A 23,961-nucleotide genomic window follows, 5' to 3' on the forward strand; every position below is an offset into this window, starting at 1 on the left:
CGCTGCCCCCGAACCCGCCACGACTTATTTCGCATCGAGCCCCGCCGTGAATCCCATCATGCCCGAGACCATGCGTCAGTCCTGTCTGCGCGTCACCCTGGCCGCCGCGGCATGCGCGCTGGCGTTGCCCGTCCTGGCGCAGGAGGTGGCACTGGTGGCGGCCCCCGATGACGGCGTGCGCGTGGAGCGGCGCTACTCGAAGGTGCGCGAGATCGTGCCGATGGAGGTCATCGACCAGCAGGCCGCCCGCGAGTACGAACAGGTCAAGCAGGAAGCCATCGCCAAACATACGCTGCTGGATGACGACGATCCGCAGGTGCAGCGCCTGCGCGAGATCGGCATCCGGCTGTTGCCGCAGACCGTGCTCTGGAACCCGCGCGCGGGCCGCTGGCCGTGGGAAATCAATGTCATCCGCGCCAAGCAGATCAACGCGTTCTGCATGCCGGGCGGCAAGATGGCCGTCTACACAGGGCTGCTCGACGAACTCAAGCTGACCGACGACGAAGTGGCCGTGGTCATGGGCCACGAGATTGCCCACGCGCTGGAAGAACACGCGCGCCAGCGTGCCGCGCAGGCCGAAATCTCCAACCTGGGCGCTAACGTGGTGTCGCAGCTGACCGGTTTCGGCAACCTCGGCAACATGGACATCGGCTCCAACGCCAAGATGCTGTCGCTGCGGTTCTCGCGCCTGGAAGAGACCGAGGCCGACCTGATCGGCATGGATATCGCCGCCCGCGCCGGCTACGACCCACGTGCCGCCGTCACGCTGTGGCAGAAAATGGGCAAGTTCCTGCAGGCGGGCGACGAATTCTCGTCCACCCATCCGTCGGGCCGCAGCCGCATCGCGGTGCTGGAGGCGCACATGAAAGAGGTGCTGCCGATCTACGCCAAGACGATGAACATGCCGATGGACAAGCTGAAACCCCACCAGGCCAACATGGCCGGTCTGGCGGGTGCGCCGGTGGACGCTGGCGACGAAGACCAGCGGCGCCCGCTGAAGTAGCCGCGCAGCCCATTATTTCGGGCGCCCAATGAAAAACCGGCTCCAGGGAGCCGGTTTTTTTACGTCCGGGGCGGGGGCGCCCCAGTCTTCACCAGGTCTTCAAGCCTTCAGGCCGGTGGCTTCGTCCGCGCCGATGCGCACGTTCATGCACTGCACCGCTGCGCCGGCCGCACCCTTGCCCAGGTTGTCCAGGCGGGCCACCAGGTTCAGGCGTTCTTCGTTGCCGAACACGAACAGGTCCACACGGTTGGTGTCGTTGCTGGCCTGGACGTCGAAGAAGCCGTGGTCCAGATTGTCGTCGCTGTTGTACGGATGCACGCGCACAAACTGCTCGCCCTCGTAGTGCTTGCGGTAGATGTCGAGGATGGCCTCGGCATCGGCCTTGCCCGACAGAAGCGACGGGTACACCGGCACCGTGACCGACAGGCCCTTCAGGAAGTTGCCGACGATCGGGTTGAAGATCGGCGCCTGCGCCAGACCAGCCTGCACGCGCATTTCCGGCAGGTGCTTGTGCGCCAGGGCCAGCGCGTACGGGCGCGGGCTGTTCAGCTTCGGGTTACCGCCGGCCTCGAACTCGGCAATCATCGACTTGCCACCGCCGCTGTAGCCGGTCAGCGAGAACGCCGAGATCGGGTAGTCGGCCGGCATCAGGCCCGCTTCCACCAGCGGACGCACCGCCAGCACGAAGGCGCTGGCGTGGCAGCCCGGCACGGCGATGCGGTTGCTGGCGCGAATCTTCTCGCGCTGGCCGCGCGTCAGTTCGGGCAGGCCATAGGCCCAGCTGTCGGTGGTGCGGAATGCCGTGCTGGCATCGATCACGCAGGTATTCGGATTCGTGACCAGCGACACGGCTTCGCGCGAAGCCACGTCGGGCAGGCACAGGAAAGAGACGTCCGAAGCATTCAGGAAGCGTGCTCGCTCCTGCGGGTCCTTGCGCTTGTCATCGGCAATGCGCAACAGCTCCACGTCGGAGCGACCCGAGAGATAGTCAAGCAACCGGAGACCGGTGGTGCCTTCCTGACCATCGACGAACACTTTGAAAACCATGGCGGACTCACTATTAAAAATGCGAAGAGTCTCCTGTCCTTGGGGGCGGAGAAACTGCATTGTAGCGAGATTGACTGCCGGACGCAGGGTTTACGCCAAAAGAGGCGAGTTGGGATTTGGCGGGTTTAGCCTGCGCATTCCGGCGGCCAGTGGCTGCCCCGGCGTTGCACCAGGGGCCCGAACATCACAGCGGAAAGTCGTAGTCGATCGACAGCGGCGCGTGGTCGCTGAACTTCTCGTCCTTGTAGATCGCGCAGGCCTTGGCCGTGGCGGCGATTTTCGCGGTGCTCAGGTGGTAATCGATGCGCCACCCCACGTTCTTGGCGTACGCCTGGCCGCGGTTGCTCCACCAGGTGTATTGCTCGGGGCGCGGATCGAGCTGGCGGAACACGTCGACATAGCCGTGGGTGTCGAACAGGGCGCCAATCCACGCACGCTCTTCGGGCAGGAAACCGGAATTCTTGACGTTGCCCTTCCAGTTCTTGATGTCGATTTCCTTGTGCGCGATGTTCACGTCGCCGCACAGCACGATTTCCCGCCCGGTGGCCTTCAATTGCAGCAGGTGGGGCAGGAAAGCTTCCATGAAGCGGAATTTGGCGGCCTGGCGCTCTTCGCCGCTCGATCCGGACGGCACGTAGACCGAAATGACGGCAAGGTGCGGATACTGCACTTCCACATAACGGCCTTCGGCGTCGAACTCGGCACAGCCAAATCCGGTGACCACGCGCTCAGGCTGGTGGCGGGTGTACAGGCCAACGCCGCTGTAGCCCTTTTTCTCGGCGTAGTGGAAGAAGCCGTGGTAGCCATGAGGCGCAAGGAACGCCTCGGTCATGTCGGCTTCCTGCGCCTTGAGTTCCTGTACGCAGACCATGTCGGCGTTTTGCTTGCCCATCCACTCGAAGAAGCCCTTTTTGTGGGCCGAGCGGATGCCGTTGAGGTTGGCGCTGATAATCCGTAACATCTCGGGAAATTTTGAAATTCAGAGAGAAAAGATGACGCAGCAGACGACGCCGGCCGACCTGAGCCAGACCTTTATCCGCTTTGCATTGGACGCAGGCGTGCTGTCTTTTGGCGAATTCGTGACCAAGGCTGGCCGCAAGTCGCCGTATTTCTTCAACGCAGGCCTGTTCAACCAGGGTGCGATGCTGGGCCAGGTGGCGCAATTCTACGCGAAGACCCTGATCAACTCGGGACTGCAGTTCGACGTGCTGTTCGGACCCGCCTACAAGGGCATCACGCTGGCATCGGCCACGGCCGTGGCGCTGGCCGGCATGGGCCGCGATGTCGGGTTTGCCTATAACCGCAAGGAAGCCAAGGACCATGGCGAAGGCGGCACGCTGGTGGGCGCCAAGCTGCAGGGCAAGGTGGTGATCGTCGACGATGTGATCTCGGCCGGCACCTCGGTGCGCGAGTCGATGCAGATGATCCGTGCCGCGGGCGCCGAACCGGCCGCCGTGCTGATCGCCCTGGACCGCATGGAAAAGAGCGGCACCGCCGACAACATCGGCACGCATTCGGCCGTGCAGGACGTGCAGCGCGAATACGGCGTGCCGGTGATCGCCATCGCGTCGCTGAAGGACCTGCTGGCGTACCTGGATGCCTCGCAAGACCCGGCGCTCGGGAACTCTCGCGACGCCGTCGCTGCCTATCGTCAGAAGTACGGCGTCTGACAGTTGTGTTGCACACGGCCCCGCTTGGGGCCGTTTTCATTTTCAGGGGAGCATGGGCGTGGCAGAAAAGCGGCGGCAGAACCAGGATGCGATCAAGCGCGAGATTGGCGAGCAGGGCGCGCCGCCCCAAGATTCGGCGACCGACGCGGCCACACCGGCCAAGGCAAAGCGGCCGGCGGGCCGGCGCCGCGCGCCGCCACTCGAGCATTGCACGCCTGACGCGCCTCCGCATGAGGGGCCGGCCCATGAAGCCTATGCCATCCGCGCGCTCGTGCTGCAGGGCGGCGGGGCGCTCGGCTCCTATCAGGCTGGGGTCTACCAGGGCCTGGCCGAAGGTGGCATCCATCCGAACTGGATTGCCGGGATTTCCATTGGTGCGTTGAACGCGGCGGTCATCGCCGGCAATCCGCCCGAGACGCGCGTCGCGCAGTTGCGGGCGTTCTGGGAATACATCTGCGCCCAGCCGTGGCTGCCCGGGCTGCCGCTGGACCTGCTGACCGAGGCGGCGCCGATGTGGCCGGAGCCCATGCGTATCTGGTTCGATGGCATCAACGCCACGCGCGCGCTGCTGGAAGGCCAGCGTGGCTTTTTCTCGCCGCGCAACATTGCCGACCTGTGGTCGCGCTTTGACGACCCGGGCAGCGCCAGCTACTACGACACCGCGCCGCTCAAGGCCACGCTGGAGCGCTTTGTGGACTTCGACCGGATCAACCGGCCGAAGGAAATGCGCGTGTCGGTGGGCGCGGTCAACGTGCGCACCGGCAACTTCGCGTATTTCGACAACACTCGCATGACGCTGCGTGCCGAGCATTTCATGGCCTCGGGCGCGCTGCCGCCGGGCTTTCCGGCCGTCGAGATCGATGGCGAGTACTACTGGGATGGCGGGCTGGTATCGAACACGCCGTTGCAGGAAGTGCTGACTGCCCAGCCGCGACGTGACGCGCTGATCTTCCAGGTGGACCTGTGGAGCGCCCGCGGCAAGCTGCCGCACAACTTGCTGGACGTGGCCGAGCGGCAGAAGGATATCCAGTACTCCAGCCGCACGCGCGCCATCACCGATACCATGCGCGAACAGCAGAACTACCGCCGCATGCTGAGTGAACTGATGGCCCTGGTGCCCGCGTCAAAGCGCGAAGACCCGTGGTACAAGCGTGCGGCCGACCACGCCTGCGATGCGCGCCGCAACGTCATCCAGCTGATTTATCGCGACAAGAGCTTTGAAGGCAGCGCCAAGGACTATCAGTTTGGCGTTTTGACGATGCACGAGCACTGGTCCAGCGGGCTCGAGGATATCCGCGACACGCTCAAGCATCCGCACTGGCTGGCCATGCCCGGCCCCGAACGGCCGTTTGTCACGCACGACGTGCATCGCGGCAACGGCAGCGACTGACGCGCCGTTGCCGCCGGGCGCGTTTCACTCGACCACGACCTTTGCCAGTTCGGGCTTGGGTGGCGGGTAGTCGGGCCGCAGCTTGTCGAAGATGGCCCGCAGGATCTCTGCCACCATCAGGTTGCGGTGGCTCTTCGAGTCGGCAGGCACGATGTACCAGGGCGCCTCAGGCGTGGCAGTGGCCGCGATGGCGTCCTCGTAGGCCTGCTGGTACTCCTTCCAGAACTTGCGTTCGGCCAGGTCCTGCATGTCGAATTTCCAGTGTTTCTGCGGATCTGCAATCCGTTCCTCGAGCCGCTGCTTCTGCTCGGCTTTCGATATATGCAGGAAACACTTGACGATGGTCGTGCCGGTCTCCACCAGCATCTGCTCGAACTCGCGGATCTGCCGGAAGCGCCGTTTGCATTCGGCATCGTCGATCCAGCCATGCACGCGCGTGATCAGCACGTCTTCGTAGTGGCTGCGGTTGAAGATCGCGATCTCGCCCTTGCGCGGCACCTGGGCATGCACGCGCCACAGGTAATCGCGGGCCAGTTCCTCGGGTGTGGGCGCCTTGAAGCTGGCGACGCGCACGCCTAGCGGATCGAAGCTGCGGAAGACCGATCGGACGGTGCCGTCCTTGCCGCTGGTGTCCATGCCCTGCAGCACGATCAGCAGCTTGTGCTTGTGCTCGGCGTAGAAGATGTCCTGCACGGCATCAAGCTGGCCACCCAGCTCGGCAAGGTGGGCGGTGTCGGACGCCTTGCTGCCGGTGGACAGTGGCTTGCTGCCAGCGTCAAAGGCGGCAAGCTTGAACTGCTTGCCCGAAGTAATGCGGAAATCGTCCAGGCTCATGGGCTCTCCGGTGGCGGGGCCGGTATCGCCCCGCATTCCACACGGCCCCCGCCAGGTGCGGGGGCGAGCCCTAATGGTCAGGCAGGGAGCGTGGACAGGTCAATAGACCCTTCAAAGACGGTCGTGGCCGGGCCGGTCATCTGTACCGACTGGCCCACGCCCTGCCAGGCGATGCTGAGGTCGCCGCCATGCGTATGCACCTTGACTGGCGAATCGAGCAGACCGCGGCGAATGCCGGCTACCACGGCGGCACAGGCCCCCGTGCCGCAGGCCAGGGTTTCGCCCGCGCCGCGCTCGAAGACGCGCAGATTGATGGTGTGGCGGTCGACGATCGCCATGAAACCGGCGTTGACGCGGTTCGGGAACGACTTGTGATGCTCGATCACGGGGCCGTCCTGCAGCACCGGAAACTGCTCGACATCGTCCACCACCTGCACCGCGTGCGGGTTGCCCATCGACACGGCGGACATCCACTCGGTGCGGCCGTTGACTTCAAGGCCGTACAGCGTGTCGTCGCCCTCGGCGCGCGTGGGCAGGCCGTCGACGACGAACGGCACGCGTGCCGGCGTCAGTTCGGGCGCCCCCATGTCCACGGTGACCTGGCCATCGTCCTGCAGCGTCAGCGTAATGACGCCATTCATGACTTCCACGCGCACGGAACGCTTGTCGGTCATGCCCTTGTCGGTGACAAAGCGGACGAAACAGCGGGCGCCGTTGCCGCAGTGCTCCACCTCTCCGCCGTCGGCGTTGAAGATGCGATAGCGGAAGTCGACGTCCTCGCGCGCCGATTTCTCGACGATCAGGATCTGGTCGGCGCCGATGCCGAAGTGGCGGCTGGCCAGCGCGCGCCACTGCGCGTCAGTCAGGTCGAGCTTCTGGTGAATGCCGTCCAGCACGATGAAATCGTTGCCGGCGCCGTGCATCTTGGTGAACTGGAGTTTCATGGTGCCGATTGTAATCAGTAGATGTCCGGTTCGCCGGGCGGCCGGTGCTTGAAGCGCTTGTGCACCCAGTAGTAGTCGGCAATGCGCGGCCGGATCGCCTCTTCAAAGAACGCGTTCATGCGGCGGGTGTCGTCCGTGACACTTTCGCCGGGATAGCCGTCCCAGGGGGGCAGCAGATGCAGCACATAACCCTGGTAGTCGGGCAGCTGCTCGGTATAGATCGGCACCACCCGGGCGCCGGCCAGCCGCGCCAGGCGGGACACCGACGTCAGCGTCAGCGCCTGCACGCCGAAGAATGGCACGAACTCCGAATCGCGTTCGCCGAAGTCCATATCGGAAATCAGCTGCAGTGCCTCGCCCTTCTTCAGCACCCGGAGGATGTTACGCACGCTGTCATTGCGCGAGATCATATTGGCGCCGAAGCGGCCACGCGCCACCTTCAGGAAGTCGTCGAACAGCTTATTCTTCTGCACCGTGTACAGCGACGCACCGGAGCGGCCGACGTTGTCGCGCAGGTGCATGGTCAGGCGGATGGCGCCGGCTTCCAGGCCCGACAGGTGCAGCGTCACCAGGATATGCGGCGTGCCGTCTAGCGCCAGCACGTTGCCATGGTCCTTGATTTGCACCAAGCGGCGCATCTTGGCATCTCCGCAGGTCCAGAAAATGCCGCCTTCGGCAAAGCTGCGGAACACCTTGCGATAGGTTTCGCGCGCCAGGGCCTCGATTTCAGCGTCGCTGCGCTCCGGAAAGCACAGGCGCAGGTTGGCGCGCACGACCTCGCGGCGCGGATTCGGCACGCGGTACAAGAGGCTGCCCAGTGCCTCGCCAAAGCGGGCCACAAAGGCGTAGGGGAGTTTGCCCAGCACCGTCAAAAGGCCGATGCCGAGCCAGGTAAAGATGCGGCTCATCGATTCTCGTTGTTGGTGACCGCCGGCGTGGCGCGGTCCATTTCCGTCGGCGGTTCGGCACCGGCCGGCTGCTTGTAGCGGTTATATCCCCACAAATATTGCGTCGGATCGATCTCGATCAACTCCTCGATCGTTGCATTGATGACAGTAGACGCCGCCGACGGGTCATCCGGCAGCATGCCGCCGCCGCACAGCACGCGCAGGTGGCCGCGGTAACCGACTCCACGTGGCAGCCGTTCGGCAAAGACCATCACCACGGGGGCACCGGTCAGCTTCTGCAGCCGATGCACCAGCGTCATCGAATAGGCGGGCTTGCCGTAAAAGGGCGCCCAGGTGCCTTCACCGCCGCTTGGCACCTGATCGGGCAGGATGCCGACCGTCTCGCCGCGCTTGAGTGCCTTGGCCAGCATGCGCACGCCGCGCGGCGTGGCCGGTGCCATGGCCACGCCGGGCCGCGCGCGCATTTTTTCGACAAAGTCGCGCAGCCACGGCTGGTGTGGCGGCTTGAACAGGCAGGTCACCCGGCGCCTCTGTGAGTGGAGCTGCGGCAGTATCTCGAAGCAGCCCAGGTGCGGTGTCAGCACGATCATGCCGGCGCCGGTCGTGTCGAGCTTGATGGCTTCGCACCACAGGGCGTCGAAATTGTCGGTTCGCACGGTGATGGACTTTCGGCTCCAGAAGTACGGCATCTCCATGATGAGCCGGCCAGTGTGGCGCGCCGACTCCGCGATCATGGCGTCGGTGGCTTGGGGGTAGGCATGGCGAAAATTCTCCGTCAGGCGCTGCCCGTAGCGGCCAGGCAGGCGCGCCGCCAGCAGTCCCAATGCGCCGCCGACGGCGTGGAGCACGCGCAGGGGCAGTCGGGAGATGAGCCAGAAGAGAAAGGTCATGTCGGTGCGGGCAAGACGGAGCCGGTAACGCGGAAAAACCGCAAAAGCAGTCGGGGAATTCTGAGTAACGACCGTTTCCCGCCGTTATTTGGAGAATCAGCAGCCTGCAACGGAAGCGGCAGGGCGGTATAATACCTGCCATCGCCGAGTTAACTGACAACTTGCGGGGCGATGCCGCTCTACCGGAGCGGCCCAAATACCGCTAAAGCGTCGCCGCACCGTTTCCTAGGGTGGCACGCAATAGCCGATAGCCAACCTGGAGAAACTAGATCGTGTCGAACGATTTCCTCTTTACTTCGGAATCCGTCTCCGAAGGCCATCCTGACAAAGTCGCTGACCAAATTTCGGACGCCGTCCTGGACGCCATCCTTGCCCAGGACAAGTACGCCCGTGTGGCGGCCGAAACGCTTTGCAACACCGGTCTGGTGGTGCTGGCGGGTGAAATCACCACGACCGCCAACGTCGACTACATCCAGGTCGCACGCGACACCATCAAGCGCATTGGCTACGACAACACCGACTACGGCATCGACTACAAGGGCTGTGCCGTGCTCGTCGCCTACGACAAGCAGTCGCCGGACATCGCCCAGGGCGTGGACCGTGCATCGGACGACTACCTGAACCAGGGCGCCGGCGACCAGGGCCTGATGTTCGGCTACGCCTGCGACGAGACGCCGGAACTGATGCCGTTCCCGATTTACTACTCGCACCGCCTGGTCGAGCGCCAGTCGCAACTGCGCCGTGATGGCCGCCTGCCCTGGCTGCGTCCCGATGCCAAGTCGCAGGTGACCGTGCGCTACGTGGACGGCCGTCCGCACAGCGTTGACACCGTGGTGCTGTCGACCCAGCATTCGCCGGACATTTCGCAAGCGCAGATCCGCGAAGCCGTGATCGAAGAGATCATCAAGCCGGTGCTGCCCGCCGACATGCTGAAGGACACCAAGTACCTGGTGAACCCGACCGGCCGTTTCGTGATCGGTGGCCCGCAAGGCGACTGCGGCCTGACCGGCCGCAAGATCATCGTCGACACCTACGGCGGTGCTTCGCCGCACGGTGGTGGCGCGTTCTCGGGCAAGGACCCGTCGAAGGTCGACCGCTCGGCTGCCTACGCTGCCCGCTACGTGGCAAAGAACGTGGTGGCCTCCGGCCTGGCGCGTCAGTGCCAGGTGCAGGTCAGCTACGCCATTGGCGTGGCTCGCCCGATCAACGTGACCGTGTACACGGAAGGCACCGGCAAGATCTCCGACGAGAAGATTGCCGAGCTGGTGCAGGAACACTTCGACCTGCGTCCGAAGGGCATCGTGCAGATGCTGGACCTGCTGCGCCCGATCTACGAGAAGACCGCCGCCTACGGCCACTTTGGCCGCGAAGAGCCGGAATTCTCGTGGGAAGCCACCGACAAGGCCGCCGTGCTGCGCGCCGCCGCCGGCCTGTAAGCGCCCCAAGCGCCTTCAGCAAGGCTGCATGACCCCGCCGGTCCCCTGGGACCCGCGGGGTTTTTTGTTGCGCCGGCATCACCGGGGCGAATGACCTCGTGCGGGGTAGAATCCGGTCAACCTGAATTTATCGGAATTGCCATGTCCCTGGACCTGATCCGCACCCGGCCTTACACCGACTGGTCGCCCGAGGTAACGCCCGAGACGCGTGCCACGCTGCGCCGCGAACTGGAGCAGGGCGCCGTGCTGTACTTTCCGGACCTGGCGTTCCGCTTCCAGCCGGGCGAGGAACGCTTCCTGGATCCGCGCTATTCCGACGGCAAGTCGAAGAACATCAACCTGCGCGCCAACGACAAGGCCGTGCGCGGGGCGGCCGGCACCCAGCAGGATCTGACCGATCTGTACAACCTGATCCATCGTTATGCCACGTCGAGCGAATCGCTGATCCGCACGCTGTTCCCCGAGTACGAGGGACATATGACGCGCGCAGGCACGTCGCTGCGCCCGAGCGAAATCGCCGGCCGCCCGGTCAGCTGGCGCAAGGACGATACGCGCCTGCATGTGGATTCGTTCCCGTCGAACCCGATGCTGGGCAAGCGCCTGCTGCGCGTGTTCCACAATATCGACCCCGAAGCGCCGCGCGTGTGGCGCGTGGGCGAGCCGTTTGGCGATTTTGCTACGCGCTTCGTGCCCAAGACACACGGCATGTGGCCGGGCCAAGCCTGGCTGATGAAAACGCTGCACATCACCAAGCGCGAACGCAGTGAATACGATCACCGCATGCTGCAATTGCACGACCTGGCCAAGGCCGACCTGGACTATCAGAAGACCGTGCCGCAGCAGGAATTCCACTTTCCGCCCGGTGCCACCTGGATCGTGTTCAGCGACCAGCTGCTGCACGCCGCCATGCGCGGCAAGGCGATGATGGAGCAGACCATTTACCTGGACGCGGCCGCGATCGGCGACCGTACCCATTCGCCCGAGGCCGTGCTGTCGCGCATGCTGGGCAAGCCGATGCTGGCCGCCTGAGTCCTGCGGTTTTCGCCCCGCTCCCGCGTCGGGGAGGCGGGGCATGGGGAGAGGGCGCGGCAGTTCAAATTGCGGCAAGTCGGCAAGCAGAACCTCGCCGCCCTCTCCCCCAACCCTTCTCCCCAGCTCGGAGAGGGGAGCCTTTCGAGAACTACCGCAACAGCATCTTCAGCATCGACTCGAATCGCTTGCCATAGGGCGGCTTGAGCAGCCCGGCGCCATTCAGGCCGGCCTGATAGAACACGGGCTTGAACTTCGAGAACGTCTTGAAGCCGGCCTCGCCGTGGTAGTCGCCCATGCCGCTGGGCCCCACGCCGCCAAATGGCAGGTCATCCTGGGCGATGTGGAACAGCGTGTCGTTGACCGTCACGCCCCCGGCCACGGTCTGGCGCATCACGCGATCCACCACGTCGCCACCCTTGTCGAATACATAAAGCGCCAGCGGACGCGGGCGGGAATTGACGAAGCCGATCGCGTCGTCGAGGTTGCGGTACGTCACCACGGGCAGCACCGGCCCGAAAATCTCTTCCTGCATGGCACGCACGTCGTCCGGTACGTCGGTCAGCAGCACGGGCGGCAACTGGCGGGCGGCGGCATCCGGACCGGCATCGGTCAGCGGCACCACCCGTGCGCCAGCGGCCTGCGCGGCGTCGACCAGCGATACCAGGCGGTCGAAATGGCGTGCGCTGATGATGCTCGTGTAGTCGGGATTGCGCGCGATATCGGGATAGAGCCGGCTCACCACGCGCCGCGCGGTGTCGACCAGGCGGTCGCGCTGATCGGCTGGCACCAGCACATAGTCCGGCGCAATGCAGGTCTGGCCCGCATTGAGCAGCTTGCCCACCAGGATGCGCTCCACGGCGCGCTCGAAATCCGCGCCGGGGCCGATGATGGCCGGCGACTTGCCGCCCAGTTCCAGTGTCACCGGGGTCAGGTTCGCGGCGGCGGCCTTCATCACGTGATGGCCGACGCTGGTGGAACCGGTGAACAGCAGGTGGTCGAACGGCAGCGCGCTAAACGCGGCGGCCACCTCGGCATCGCCGTTGACGACCGCTACCTCGTCAGGCGCGAATGCGGCCTGTACCAGCTGCGCAAACAATTCGGAAAACCGCGGCGTGTATTCGGACAACTTGACCATCGCCCGGTTGCCGGCCGCCAGCGCGCCGGTCAGGGGCCCGATGGTCAGGTAGAGCGGGTAGTTCCAGGGCACCACGATGCCGATCACGCCCAGCGGCTGCGGAACCAGGCGCGATTTGCCCGGCTTGAACCAGAGCCCGGTCTTCACCCGCCGCACGCGCGCCCAGCGCTTGCCATGCCGCAGTGCGTCATCGATGCCCGAAATGCTGGGGAAGACCTCCAGCAGCGCCGTCTCCTGGCGGGGCCGATTCGTGAAATCGGCGCTGATGGCCGCCGCAATGCCGTCGTGGTTGTCGCGTACCAGCGCCTTGAGGCGCCGCAGCCGGTCCGCCCGGATCGCCCAGTCCGGGGATTGGTCGTGGCGCGACGCGGCATGCATGGCGTTGAACACCGTGGACATGGCGGGCACTTCTCTCATCGGCGGTCTCCTTTGGCGGGATCGGATTTCCCTTGGGCCATCGCGCACCATAAGGCAGAGTGGCGGTTATCGCAATGGAGGACACCTCCCAAACGCGGGGCGTGCGGCGCCGCGCGCAGGCCACCGGGTTTCGGGGGTTGCCCCGCTTCACCACCCCGGCGGCAGCGCCTAAACTGGACTTTCGCGGCGGGCGTCCGTCGGGAACTTGACCGGCACCGGACACGCGAGGAGACAGATGGAAACCACCTTTGACTATCTCGTCGTGGGCGCGGGCTCGGCAGGCTGCGCGCTGGCGGGGCGGCTGGCCGACAGCGGCAACGACACCATCGCGCTGCTGGAAACCGGCGCCCATGACCACCATGTGCTGGTACGCACACCTGCCGGCTGCGCCGCCATGCTGCCGCGCGCCGGCGCACGCAACTACGGTTACCTGACCGCGCCGCAACCGGAACTTGGCGGGCGGCGCGGATACCAGCCGCGCGGGCGCGGCCTGGGTGGATCGTCTTCGATCAACGCCATGATCTATATGCGCGGCCGGCCCGCCGACTACGACTGGTGGGCCGCCGCAGGCTGCGACGGCTGGTCGTGGGACGATGTGCTGCCGTACTTCCGCCGCGCCGAGTGCAATGAACGCGTGGCCGGCCATGACGACGATCCGCTGCACGGCGGCACCGGTCCGCTGCATGTCAGCGACCTGCGCTCGCCGAATCCGTTCGGCCAGCATTTCATCGATGCCGCGCAGCACGCCGGCATCGTGCGCAACGATGATTTCAACGGCGAGGAGCAGGAGGGCGTGGGCTGGTATCAGGTCACGCAGCACAATGGCGAGCGCTGGAACGCCGCGCGCGCCTACCTGCACGGCGGCAATGCCCGGGACGGCAGTTGCAACGGCGGCCGCAGCCACCTGCATGTGATGACCGGCACGCAGGTGCTGCGCATCCTGTTTGAAAAGCGCCGCGCCGTGGGGGTGCTGGCGTGGCGCGACGGCCAGGAGGTTGTGCTGCGCGCGCGCCGCGAAGTGATCGTGTCGGCCGGGGCGTTCGGGTCGCCGCAGTTGCTCATGGCGTCAGGCGTGGGGCCGGCCGCCCATCTGCGCGAGCACGGCATCGACGTGGTGCATGACCTGCCGGGCGTCGGCGGCAACCTGCAGGATCATCTGGACACCATCCTGCACAAGCGTGTGCCGGCGTCCGACCTGTTTGGCATTTCGCTGGGCGGGGCAAGGCGGCTGGTGGCCGAACTCCTGCGCTACCGGCGCGAGCGGACCGGCATGATGACGTCGAATTTTGCCGAGGCCGGCGCGTTCGTGCGCAGCCGTCCGGACCTGGCCGAGCCCGATCTGCAACTGCACTTCGTGGTCGGCATGGCCGACAACCACATGCGGCGCATCAACCTTGGCCATGGCTATTCCTGCCATGTCTGCGTGCTGCGTCCGCGCAGCCGTGGCGAGGTCAGGCTGGCGTCGGCCGACATGCGGCAGGCGCCGCGCATCGACCCGCGCTACCTGTCCGATCCGCAAGACATGGCATCGATGCTGGAAGGCCTGCGCATCGTGCGGCGGATCTTCATGCAGGCGCCGCTGGCCGTCTTCGGCGGCCGCGAACTGTACTCGGAGACGTTGCGGCTCGATGGCAGCGATGACGAGGCGGCGTGCGAAATGATCCGCCGGCACGCGGACACGATCTATCACCCGGTGGGCACCTGCCGCATGGGCATGGACGCGCTGGCCGTGGTGGACCCGCAACTGCGGGTGCGTGGCGTGGAGGGGCTGCGGGTCGTGGATGCGTCGATCATGCCGACGCTGGTGGGCGGCAATACCAACGCGCCGGCCATCATGATCGGCGAGCGCGCCCACGACCTGATCCGCTACGCGCCGCACGTGACGCTGCGGATCCGCGAGGCGGCGGTGGCGGACTGAGGGGGGATTGGTTTTGCCCCTCTCCCGCCATGCGGGAGAGGGGAGCAAAACATCAGCCACGCATCTGGAACTGGCCCACCATGTCGCGCAGGCGGCCGGCCTGTTCGTCCAGCGATTGCGCGGCGGCGGCGGCTTCTTCCACCAGCGCGGCGTTCTGCTGCGTGACCTGGTCCATCTGGCCCACGGCGTGACCCACTTGTTCGATGCCCGCGCTCTGTTCCTGCGAGGCCGCCGAGATTTCCGCGATGATGTCGGACACGCGCTTCACGGCCGTGCGGATGTCGGTCATGGTCTTGCCGACTTCCTCGGCCTGGCCGGAGCCGGTACGCACCGTATCGACCGAAGCCTCGATCAGTTCCTTGATTTCCTTGGCGGCGCTCGACGAACGCTGCGCCAGGCTGCGCACCTCGCCGGCCACCACGGCAAAGCCGCGGCCCTGTTCGCCCGCACGCGCCGCTTCCACGGCGGCGTTCAGCGCCAGGATGTTGGTCTGGAAGGCGATGCCTTCGATCAGGTTGGTGATCTCGGCGATACGCTCGGAGCTGCTGCTGATGGCGCCCATCGTGCCCACCATCTGCTGCACCGACTGGTTGCCTTCGTCGGCCACCAGTGCGGCGTTCGACGCCAGCGACGATGCCTGGCGGGCGTTCTCGGCGTTCTGGCGCACGGTGGCGGTGAGCTGTTCCATGCTCGATGCCGTTTCCTCCAGCGACGCAGCCTGCTCTTCGGTGCGCGACGACAGGTCGACGTTACCGGCGGCGATCTGCGCGGCGGCCACGCTCACTGAATCGGTGGAGCGGCGCACTTCGCGCAGCGTGCCCGCCACGCGCTCGATCAGCACGTTGAACGACTGCGCGGTCAGGCCGATTTCGTCCAGGCGGTCGACCGGGGCGCGATGGTCGAGATCGAGCGTCTTGCTGACGTGCTCCAGCGTGCCCTGTATTTCGTCCAGGCTGCTGCGGATGCGCTGGTACAGGCCGAAGGCCAGAAAGCCGGTCATCGCAATGGCCACAAGGATCACGATCACGAACACGCGCACGGACGTGTGGTACTGGTCCTTGTTGAAGGACACCGCCTGCTCGCCGAGCTTGGTGTTGTAGTCCAGATGCTCGTCCAGGGCCTTGCGCACCGTGCTGGACACCTTGTTCAGGTCGCCCGACGTCAGCATCTGCTGCGTGGTGGTCCGGTCATCGGCGCGCGAGCGCTCCAGGAAGGCCGGAATCAGGCCGCGAAACTGCTGGGCCGCCGCACGGTCGGCTTCGAGCAGCTTGCGATCGGTGTCGTCGGAAATGTCCTCGCGCTCGTACTTGGCCATCAGGTCGTCAAAACGCTTGAGCGACTTTTCCAGTGCGGCGTCGGCGTCGGCCTGGGCGGCCTTGTCCTCGGCCAGCGCGTGGCGGTACAGGGCCACGCGCGTCATGGCGAACGCATTGCTGGCGGTGTTCAGGTCGCGCACGCTGGCCAGCGTGTTGTCGTTGAAGTACTCGAAGCGATCCTCGGCCTTGGACAGTTGCCAGATACCGCCGAGGCCAACGAAGAGTAGCGCGAGTAATGCGAGGGACAGCGTAAGAAGCAGACGTTTGCTGATATTCATAGGGTGGCTTGGCGGCCACGTTACTTGGCGTGGACCGTCCGTTGTGACGACTTGGAAGGTTTTCGCAGGCAGGCCGGAGCCCGTCGCCACAACGTTTACGGCAAGGGGCATGTCCCCTGAAGGTGGGGGGTGCTGCCCTGCAACACGCAGTGTGCGATGTCCGCACACTATAAGTATCAGGTCGGCCAAGCGCGCGAAGTGATACGGCCCAAGGTGACGATATCGGCATCCAGGGTGCCGAAGACGCGGCCGTGCTGGCGGCCCAGGCGGCTCGCCACGAACTGCTCGGCCGATTCCGGAGCAGCGTGGGCAATCATCAGCGCGGCCTGCGCGGTCAGCACAAGGCCTTGCGCAAACCGGCGTGCGCTGGCTTCGAGCGCTTCGGCAGGGCCGTGCAGCATCGCCTGAAGTGATGCAAGCTCCTCACGGACTGCGGCATGGCCGTTCGAGAGCCGGGCCAGATCTTGGAGGATGCGTGCGCCATCGTCGGGATTGCGCTGCAGCGCGCGCAGTACATCCAGGCACATGATGTTGCCCGAGCCCTCCCAGATCGAATTGACGGGCGCCTCGCGATACAGCCGTGCCATCGGGCCTTCTTCGACGTAGCCGTTGCCACCCCAGACCTCCATCGCCTCGCCGGTGGCCTCCAGCGCACGTTTGCAGATCCAGAACTTGGCGGCCGGCGTCATCACGCGCTTCCATGCAGCGGCTTGGGGATCGTGGTCGGCGTGCTCGAAGGCGTTGGCCAGCGCCATCATCATCTGCGTGGCTGCCCCGGACTCCAGCGCCAGGTCGGCCAGCACATTGCGCATCAGCGGCTGGTCGGCCAGCAGCCGGCCGAATGCCATGCGGTGGCGCGCGTGATGCAGCGCCTGCACCAGCGCCGCGCGCAGCAGCGCGGCGCTGCCGATCACGCAGTCGAGCCGCGTATTGGTGGCCATCTCGATGATCGTGGGAATGCCACGGCCTTCCTCGCCAATCAGGATGCCGGAAGCGCCGCGGAATTCCACCTCGCTGCTGGCATTGGACTTGTTGCCGAGCTTGTCCTTGAGCCGCTGGATCAGGATCGGGTTCTTGCTGCCGTCGTCGCGGAAGCGCGGCACGAAAAAGCATGACAGGGGGCCATCGGCCGCGCCCATGCGTGCCACCACCAGGTGGGCATCGCACATCGGCGCCGAGAAAAACCACTTGTGGCCGGTCAGCGCGTATTCGGCGCCACGGCCTTTGCCGCGCACCGGCATCGCCATGGTGGTGTTGGCGCGGACGTCGGAGCCGCCCTGCTTCTCGGTCATGCCCATGCCGATCATCACGGCGGTCTTGTCGCGCCAGGGCAGGTCGCGCGGATCGTGCTCCGTCGAGAACAAACGGGCTTCCAGGTCACGAAACAGTGCCGGTTCCTTGCTCAGCACCGGGATGCTGGCGAGCGTCATGGTGGTGGGGCAGAGCGAGCCCGACTCCACCTGGGCCTGCAGGAAATACCCGGCCGTGCGCGCCACCCACGCCCCGGCGCGCGGTTGGGCGAAGGGCAGGGCCTGCAATTGCTGGCTGCGCAGCAGGGCCAGCAGGTGGTGCCAGGCGGGGTGAAACTGCACCTGGTCGATCCGTTCGCCGGTGCGGCTGTGGGTATGCAGTTCCGGCGTCAGGCGGTTGGCATCGGCGGCCCACGCCTGCACCTCGGGATCGCCAAGCCGGGCGCCGTAGCCCGCCAGCGCATCGGCATGCCAGGCGCCGCCTAGCCGGTCCAGCGCGGCACGCAGGCCGGGATCGGTATCGAACAGGTTGTAGTGGGCAAGGTCGGGCACCTGGTTGAACACGCTGTGGGTTTGTTCGGTTTGCGTGGGATCAACGCCGGCGGCGGGTGTGGCGGTCATGGCATCTCCTGGAGCGGCAATGCTTCTCGGCACTTCGGCGGGCTGCGGCCATGGTACGGCAACTTCCCCGTTCGCAATGCTGCAAGGCACCATGATTCCGATACCGTGAAGCACGACAGCCGGGACAGAATTTCGGGTAGCGCGTGGCTTGGGCTTGTGCTTAAATTCACCCCGTTGGATGAAACAGGGGTGCCGTCCGGATGGGCCGGGCGCGCTGAGAGAGTCCCTTCGAACCCGATCCGGCTAGTACCGGCGTGGGAAGTTTCACAAAAACCGATTTGCCTCTTGTCCCGCGGGAAAACCGCTTTTTCCGCAACGGGACGCCGCCGCCGGCCAAGCCGCGCAGGTCGGCTCACAGGGCTCCTGGTTTCGTCCATCCCCGCAAGAGAGAGGACGACACCCATGGCCCGTACTGCCCCCGCCGCATCGTTTGAGTCGCTGGAAAGCGATCTCGACCAGAAATTCGCCTATCCGGCTTCGAGCAAGACCTACCTGACGGGCAGCCGCCCGGATATCCGCGTGCCGTCGCGCACGATCCTGCAGACCGCCACGCGCACCGACAAGGGCGAGATGGCGAACCCGCCGATTCCCGTCTACGACACCTCGGGCCCGTACAGCGACCCCGACGTGCATATCGACCTGAAGACCGGCCTGCCGCACGTGCGCGCGAAGTGGATCGAAGAGCGCAATGACACCGAGGTGCTGTCTGGCCTGTCGTCGGAATACGGCCTGGCGCGCGCCAACGACCCCGCCACGGCGCACCTGCGCTTTGCCCAGCTGACCAACCCGCGCCGCGCCAAGGCCGGCGCGAACGTGTCGCAGATGCACTACGCGCGCAAGGGCATCATCACGCCCGAAATGGAATACGTGGCGCTGCGCGAATCGCTGAACATGCAGGCGCTGTACGACAAGCCCGAATACAAGGCGCTGCTGCGCCAGCACCCGGGCAACGCCCTAGGCGCCGCGCTGCCGCTGCGTCCGGAAGACATGACGCCGGAATTCGTGCGTCGCGAAGTGGCCGCCGGCCGCGCGATCATCCCCGCCAACATCAACCACACGGAACTGGAGCCGATGGCCATCGGCCGCAACTTCCGCGTGAAGATCAACGGCAACCTGGGCAATTCGGCGGTCACGTCGTCGCTGGCCGAGGAAGTGGAAAAGATGGTGTGGTCGATCCGTTGGGGCGCCGACACCATCATGGACCTGTCCACCGGCAAGCACATCCACGAAACGCGCGAGTGGATCCTGCGCAATTCGCCGGTGCCCATCGGCACGGTGCCGATCTACCAGGCGCTGGACAAGACCGGCGGCATCGCCGAGGACCTGACCTGGGAAATGTTCCGCGACACGCTGATCGAGCAGGCCGAGCAGGGCGTGGACTACTTCACCATCCACGCCGGCGTGCTGCTGCGCTACGTGCCGATGACGGCAGACCGCGTGACCGGCATCGTGTCGCGCGGCGGCTCGATCATGGCCAAGTGGTGCCTGGCGCACCACAAGGAAAACTTCCTGTACACGCACTTCGACGAGATCTGCGAAATCATGAAGGCGTACGACGTGTCGTTCAGCCTCGGTGACGGCCTGCGTCCGGGCTGCATTGCCGACTCGAACGACGACGCCCAGTTCGGCGAGCTGCGCACGCTGGGCGAACTGACCGCCAAGGCGTGGGAGCACGATGTCCAGGTGATGATCGAAGGCCCGGGCCACGTGCCGCTGCAGCGCATCCAGGCCAACATGGACGAGGAACTGAAGCACTGCTACGAAGCCCCGTTCTACACGCTGGGACCGCTGGTCACCGACATCGCGCCGGGCTACGACCACATCACCAGCGGCATCGGCGCCGCCAATATCGGCTGGATGGGCACGGCCATGCTGTGCTACGTCACGCCGAAGGAACACCTGGGCCTGCCGGACAAGGAAGACGTGCGCGAAGGCATCATCACGTACAAGATCGCCGCCCATGCCGCCGACCTGGCCAAGGGCTGGCCCGGCGCGCAACTGCGCGATAATGCGCTGTCCAAGGCACGTTTCGAGTTCCGCTGGGAAGACCAGTTCAACCTGGGCCTCGATCCGGAGCGCGCGCGGTCGTTCCACGACGCCACGCTGCCGGCCGAAGGCGCCAAGATCGCCCACTTCTGCTCGATGTGCGGGCCGAAGTTCTGCTCGATGAAGATCACGCAGGAAGTGCGCGACTATGCGGCATCGCTGCCGGCGGCCCAGAAGGGGATGGAAGAGAAGTCGATCGAGTTCGTGAAGTCGGGCTCGAAGATCTACTCGTAAGCGTTGTCTTGCAGGACGGGCGGCCGCCCACGCGGCGCCGCCCGGCATTACCCGTAGCACCCTGAGTTCCGCGCGCGGCGCCCCCACGCGGCGCGGCGGTATTCACCCAACCGGAGGCCGGTCGGCGCCACTTACTTGGCCAATGCCGCCGGCATACAAGCCCATGACAGCAGTACAGTCCTTCGATGTCGCCATCCTCGGCGCCGGCCTGGCCGGGCGTTTGTCCGCCTGGCTGCTGGTGCGCGCAGGTGCCCGCGTGGCGCTGGTGGAGCGTGGCGGCCCCGACGGCAGCGGCTCGGCCGCGCACGTGGCCGCGGCCATGCTGGCGCCGCTGGCCGAATCGGCCATTGCCGAACGGCGCATCGTCGACCTCGGCATCGCCAGCGTCGACCTGTGGCGCACCTGGATCCAGGAATTGCCCGAGCCCGTGTTCTTCCAGGAGGATGGCACGCTGGTGGTATGGCATACACGAGACCGCAGCGAGGTGTCGCTGTTCACCGGGCGCATGCGCGCCGTGGCGCCGCCCGAACTGGTGCAGGCCCGCCTGCGCGCGCTGGACGGCAACGGCGTGGGCCAGATCGAGCCCGCGCTGGCCGGGCGGTTCCCGCAAGGCCTGCTGCTGCAGGGCGAAGGCCAGCTCGACAACCGGGGCGCGATGCGCGCGCTGCTGTCGTGCGCCATCGAGGAAGGGCTCCACTGTGTGTGGGAAGCGGGCGAGATCGACGCCGACGCGCTGCCCGCGCTGGGCATCAAGGCCGGCGTCGTGCTCGATTGCCGCGGCCTGGGCGCCCGTGCGGCGTGGACCGATGCCGCTGGTCCGCAAGGCCAGGCGCTGCCGGGCCTGCGCGGCTTGCGTGGCGAAGTGGCGCGCGTGCATGCCCCGGACGTGAAGCTGCACAGGCCGGTGCGCCTGCTGCATCCGCGCTACCCGATCTATATCGCGCCGAAGCCAAACGACCTCTACGTGATTGGCGCCACCGAAATCGAAAGCGAGGACGATTCGCCGATGAGCGTGCGCTCCGCGCTGGAGCTGCTGTCGGCTGCGCACTCGCTGCATCCCGCCTTTGGCGAGGCGCGGGTGCTGGAACTGAACGTGCAGCGCCGCCCCACGCGCCCCGACCACCTGCCCGCGATCCGCGTGGACCAGCAATCGCGCGTGGTGCGTGTGAACGGCCTGTACCGGCACGGCTGGCTGATCGCGCCGGCGGTGACCGAGGCCGCGTGCCACGTCGTCCGGGCGATGCTCGACGGCGATCCTGCCGCCCATGCGGTGCCGGCCGCGTTGCGCTGGCCCGGCATGATCGCGCCCGTGCACGAGCCTGCGTCCAACGTGCTGACCGGCGCCGGCGGCACGCTGCATTAACCGAAAACCATCATGCAAATCCTGCTCAACGGCCAACCGCTCGACGTGCCGGACGCCGCCACGCTGGCCGACGCCGTGACCGCGGCCGCCATCGCGCCGCCGTTCGCGGCTGCGGTGAACGGCCAGTTCGTGCCGCGCGCCGCGCATGCGGCCACCTCGCTCAATGCGGGCGACCAAATCGACCTCGTGCAACCCGTGACGGGAGGCTAAGCACTGCCATGACATTTGAACCTGCTGAAACCCTGCGCGACCCGTTCGTGCTGTACGGCGAATCCTTCGATTCGCGCCTGCTGCTGGGCACCGCGCGCTATCCGTCGCCGGCCACGCTGCAGGCCGCCGTGGAGGCGTCGCGCCCGGCCATGATCACCGTGGCCCTGCGCCGCCAGACCGCCGTCGGCAATGGCGACGGCCAGACGCTGGGCGGCGACACCTTCTGGCAGATGCTGCGCACGCTGGGCGTGCCGGTGCTGCCCAACACCGCCGGCTGCTTTACGGCGCAGGAAGTCATCACCACCGCGATGATGGCGCGCGAGGTCTTCGAGACCGACTGGATCAAGCTCGAACTGATCGGCGACGACTACACGCTGCAGCCCGACACGCTGAACCTGCCGGCCGTGGCCGAGACGCTGATCAAGGAAGGCTTCAAGGTGCTGCCGTACTGCACCGAGGACCTGGTGCTGTGCCGCCGCCTGCTCGACGTGGGCTGCCAGGCGCTGATGCCTTGGGCGGCCCCCATCGGCACCGGCCGTGGCGCCGTGAATCCGCACGCCATGCGCACGCTGCGCGACCGTCTGCCCGACACGCCGCTGATCGTCGATGCCGGCCTGGGCCTGCCGTCGCACGCGGCGCAGGTGCTGGAATGGGGCTACGACGGCGTGCTGCTGAACACCGCCGTGGCGCAGGCCGCGTACCCGGTGAACATGGCCCGTGCGTTTGCGCTGGCCGTGGACGCCGGCCGCACCGCCTACCTGGCCGGGCCGATGCCCGAGCGCGAGGTGGCGCAGGCCAGCACGCCCGTGGTCGGCATGCCGTTCTGGCACGCCGAAGGCGCGGAGGATCGCGCATGACGCGCCAGGGTGTTGCCGCGGCCATCGATGCCGCACTGTTTGAAGACGTGATGCGGCGCTTTGCCACGGTGTTTGGCCGTGACGAGATGCCCTGGCAAGTGTGGCCGCTGGCCAATGCGCCGGCCACGCTGGGCCCTCACGACGTGGTGCTGTCGGACGGCGAAGCCGCCGCCGACATCATCGACCGCGTGGCGGCGGCCAATGCCGTGCTGATCGTGTCGGAGCGCGAAGGCGGCCGCTGGATCGATACCGTACGCTCGTGGATGGGCACCTGGGTGCTCGATTCGCAGGCCGACGACGAAACCGCGCACTCGGCGGGCTTCGTGGCGGTGCTGACGGCGGCGCTGTCGCTGCATTTCCCCGCGCACGACGCGCTGTGCATCGCCCGCGCCTGGGCGCCGGGCAGCACCGCATGGCCGGGCGATTTCGCGCGCTTTCCGAAGGTGCGCCATGCCGCGCTGGTCTCGCCGGACCAGCCGGCGCCGGCCTTCGCGCCGTGCCCGCCCGATCTCGGCCTGTATGCGGTCATGCCGACTGCCGACTGGATCGAGCAACTGGTGCCGCTGCAGGTGCCAACCGTGCAGCTGCGCTTCAAGTCGGCCGATGCCGCCGAGGTGAAGGCCGAAGTGGTGCGGGCGGCCAACGCGGCCAAGGGCTCCAGGTCGCGCCTGTTCATCAACGACCACTGGCGCGTGGCGGTCGACCATCACGCGGCCATCGGCGGCGACAGCGGCATCTATGGCATCCATCTTGGCCAGGAAGACCTGGACGAGGCCGACCTGGACGCCATCCGCGCATCGGGCCTGCGCCTGGGCGTGTCGACGCACGGCTACGCCGAGATGCTGCGCGTAGCGGCGATCCGGCCCAGCTACCTGGCGCTGGGCGCGATTTTCCCGACCACGACCAAGGTCATGCCGACCCAGCCACAAGGCATGGGCCGCTTCCAGTCGTACGTGACGCTGATGAAGCCGGTGATTCCGTCGCTGGTGGGCATTGGCGGCGTGAGCGCCGGCAATATGCGCGAAGTGCTCGATGTCGGCGTGGGCAGCGCGGCCGTGGTGCGGGCCATTACCGAGGCTGGCGACGTGCCGGCGGCGGTGGCGGGCCTCAACGCGCTGTTTGCCTGACCATATCGCCGGTTGAACGGCGTATCAACCGCTCA

The 23,961-nt window shown here is 66.3% G+C and carries 20 protein-coding genes and 1 riboswitch; of the genes, 11 read left to right on the plus strand and 9 right to left on the minus strand.

From position 1 onward, the window contains the following. Nucleotides 1-70: 70 nt before the first annotated feature. Nucleotides 71-1,003, plus strand: a complete 933-nt coding sequence (locus CYJ10_RS01830) for a M48 family metallopeptidase (protein ID WP_101680376.1) — start codon at nucleotides 71-73, stop codon at nucleotides 1,001-1,003. Nucleotides 1,004-1,102: 99 nt separating this feature from the next. Here the strand turns inward: CYJ10_RS01830 and argC are convergent, their stop codons facing one another. Further along, on the minus strand, nucleotides 1,103-2,050 hold the full coding sequence (argC, locus tag CYJ10_RS01835) for an N-acetyl-gamma-glutamyl-phosphate reductase (RefSeq protein ID WP_219621411.1): 948 nt from the start codon (nucleotides 2,048-2,050) through the stop codon (nucleotides 1,103-1,105). 184 nt (nucleotides 2,051-2,234) lie between these two features. Then, nucleotides 2,235-3,011, minus strand: a complete 777-nt coding sequence (locus CYJ10_RS01840) for an exodeoxyribonuclease III (RefSeq protein WP_101679867.1) — start codon at nucleotides 3,009-3,011, stop codon at nucleotides 2,235-2,237. A 31-nt stretch (nucleotides 3,012-3,042) separates the two neighbouring features. Here CYJ10_RS01840 and pyrE point away from each other — a divergent pair, with 31 nt between their 5' ends. Then, nucleotides 3,043-3,720, plus strand: coding sequence for an orotate phosphoribosyltransferase (pyrE, locus tag CYJ10_RS01845; protein WP_066730642.1), 678 nt, complete (start codon nucleotides 3,043-3,045; stop codon nucleotides 3,718-3,720). 58 nt (nucleotides 3,721-3,778) lie between these two features. Beyond that, a complete protein-coding gene (locus CYJ10_RS01850) occupies nucleotides 3,779-5,110 on the plus strand; it encodes a DUF3734 domain-containing protein (protein ID WP_101680377.1) in 1,332 nt (443 codons plus the stop codon). Between the two features lie 24 nt (nucleotides 5,111-5,134). Here the strand turns inward: CYJ10_RS01850 and CYJ10_RS01855 are convergent, their stop codons facing one another. The 4 genes from CYJ10_RS01855 to CYJ10_RS01870 all read right to left on the minus strand — a co-directional run bounded on the left by CYJ10_RS01855 (nucleotide 5,135) and on the right by CYJ10_RS01870 (nucleotide 8,686). After that, nucleotides 5,135-5,944: a polyphosphate kinase 2 family protein gene (locus CYJ10_RS01855; protein ID WP_101679868.1), complete on the minus strand. Its 810-nt coding sequence runs from the start codon at nucleotides 5,942-5,944 to the stop codon at nucleotides 5,135-5,137. A gap of 77 nt (nucleotides 5,945-6,021) precedes the next feature. Then, entirely contained in the window at nucleotides 6,022-6,888 is an 867-nt protein-coding gene (gene dapF, locus CYJ10_RS01860) for a diaminopimelate epimerase (RefSeq protein ID WP_101679869.1), read from the minus strand. Between the two features lie 14 nt (nucleotides 6,889-6,902). Continuing rightward, a complete protein-coding gene (locus CYJ10_RS01865) occupies nucleotides 6,903-7,796 on the minus strand; it encodes a lipid A biosynthesis lauroyl acyltransferase (protein WP_101679870.1) in 894 nt (297 codons plus the stop codon). After that, a complete protein-coding gene (locus CYJ10_RS01870; RefSeq protein ID WP_101679871.1) occupies nucleotides 7,793-8,686 on the minus strand; it encodes a lysophospholipid acyltransferase family protein in 894 nt (297 codons plus the stop codon). Before CYJ10_RS01870 ends, CYJ10_RS01865 begins: the two co-directional genes overlap by 4 nt. Before the next feature lie 272 nt (nucleotides 8,687-8,958). Between CYJ10_RS01870 and metK the strand changes: the two genes are divergently transcribed. Further along, complete coding sequence (metK, locus tag CYJ10_RS01875) at nucleotides 8,959-10,122, plus strand: methionine adenosyltransferase (RefSeq protein ID WP_101679872.1); 1,164 nt, start codon at nucleotides 8,959-8,961, stop codon at nucleotides 10,120-10,122. 141 nt (nucleotides 10,123-10,263) lie between these two features. Beyond that, the gene (locus CYJ10_RS01880; RefSeq protein WP_180862819.1) at nucleotides 10,264-11,151 is read left to right on the plus strand and encodes a Kdo hydroxylase family protein; all 888 of its coding nucleotides are present in this window, start codon (nucleotides 10,264-10,266) and stop codon (nucleotides 11,149-11,151) included. A gap of 151 nt (nucleotides 11,152-11,302) precedes the next feature. Here the strand turns inward: CYJ10_RS01880 and CYJ10_RS01885 are convergent, their stop codons facing one another. Next, the gene (locus tag CYJ10_RS01885; protein WP_101679873.1) at nucleotides 11,303-12,706 is read right to left on the minus strand and encodes a coniferyl aldehyde dehydrogenase; all 1,404 of its coding nucleotides are present in this window, start codon (nucleotides 12,704-12,706) and stop codon (nucleotides 11,303-11,305) included. A gap of 235 nt (nucleotides 12,707-12,941) precedes the next feature. Between CYJ10_RS01885 and CYJ10_RS01890 the strand changes: the two genes are divergently transcribed. After that, nucleotides 12,942-14,624, plus strand: a complete 1,683-nt coding sequence (locus tag CYJ10_RS01890) for a GMC family oxidoreductase (protein WP_101679874.1) — start codon at nucleotides 12,942-12,944, stop codon at nucleotides 14,622-14,624. Between the two features lie 52 nt (nucleotides 14,625-14,676). Here the strand turns inward: CYJ10_RS01890 and CYJ10_RS01895 are convergent, their stop codons facing one another. Together CYJ10_RS01895 and CYJ10_RS01900 are read right to left on the minus strand one after the other, a co-directional pair. After that, on the minus strand, nucleotides 14,677-16,218 hold the full coding sequence (locus tag CYJ10_RS01895; RefSeq protein ID WP_101679875.1) for a methyl-accepting chemotaxis protein: 1,542 nt from the start codon (nucleotides 16,216-16,218) through the stop codon (nucleotides 14,677-14,679). A gap of 176 nt (nucleotides 16,219-16,394) precedes the next feature. Further along, complete coding sequence (locus tag CYJ10_RS01900) at nucleotides 16,395-18,089, minus strand: acyl-CoA dehydrogenase family protein (RefSeq protein WP_101679876.1); 1,695 nt, start codon at nucleotides 18,087-18,089, stop codon at nucleotides 16,395-16,397. A 175-nt stretch (nucleotides 18,090-18,264) separates the two neighbouring features. Beyond that, nucleotides 18,265-18,367, plus strand: a riboswitch (TPP riboswitch). 124 nt (nucleotides 18,368-18,491) lie between these two features. Here CYJ10_RS01900 and thiC point away from each other — a divergent pair. The 5 genes from thiC to CYJ10_RS01925 all read left to right on the plus strand — a co-directional run bounded on the left by thiC (nucleotide 18,492) and on the right by CYJ10_RS01925 (nucleotide 23,926). Beyond that, complete coding sequence (thiC, locus tag CYJ10_RS01905; protein WP_101679877.1) at nucleotides 18,492-20,369, plus strand: phosphomethylpyrimidine synthase ThiC; 1,878 nt, start codon at nucleotides 18,492-18,494, stop codon at nucleotides 20,367-20,369. Nucleotides 20,370-20,532: 163 nt separating this feature from the next. Continuing rightward, nucleotides 20,533-21,732: an FAD-dependent oxidoreductase gene (locus tag CYJ10_RS01910; protein ID WP_180862820.1), complete on the plus strand. Its 1,200-nt coding sequence runs from the start codon at nucleotides 20,533-20,535 to the stop codon at nucleotides 21,730-21,732. Between the two features lie 12 nt (nucleotides 21,733-21,744). After that, on the plus strand, nucleotides 21,745-21,942 hold the full coding sequence (gene thiS, locus CYJ10_RS01915; RefSeq protein WP_092602951.1) for a sulfur carrier protein ThiS: 198 nt from the start codon (nucleotides 21,745-21,747) through the stop codon (nucleotides 21,940-21,942). Between the two features lie 8 nt (nucleotides 21,943-21,950). Then, entirely contained in the window at nucleotides 21,951-22,799 is an 849-nt protein-coding gene (locus CYJ10_RS01920) for a thiazole synthase (protein WP_101679879.1), read from the plus strand. Beyond that, the gene (locus CYJ10_RS01925; protein WP_101679880.1) at nucleotides 22,796-23,926 is read left to right on the plus strand and encodes a thiamine phosphate synthase; all 1,131 of its coding nucleotides are present in this window, start codon (nucleotides 22,796-22,798) and stop codon (nucleotides 23,924-23,926) included. Before CYJ10_RS01920 ends, CYJ10_RS01925 begins: the two co-directional genes overlap by 4 nt. The last annotated feature ends 35 nt before the right edge of the window (nucleotides 23,927-23,961 follow it).

This window comes from Cupriavidus pauculus, assembly GCF_002858765.1.
In the GTDB taxonomy this organism is placed as follows: domain Bacteria; phylum Pseudomonadota; class Gammaproteobacteria; order Burkholderiales; family Burkholderiaceae; genus Cupriavidus; species Cupriavidus pauculus_B.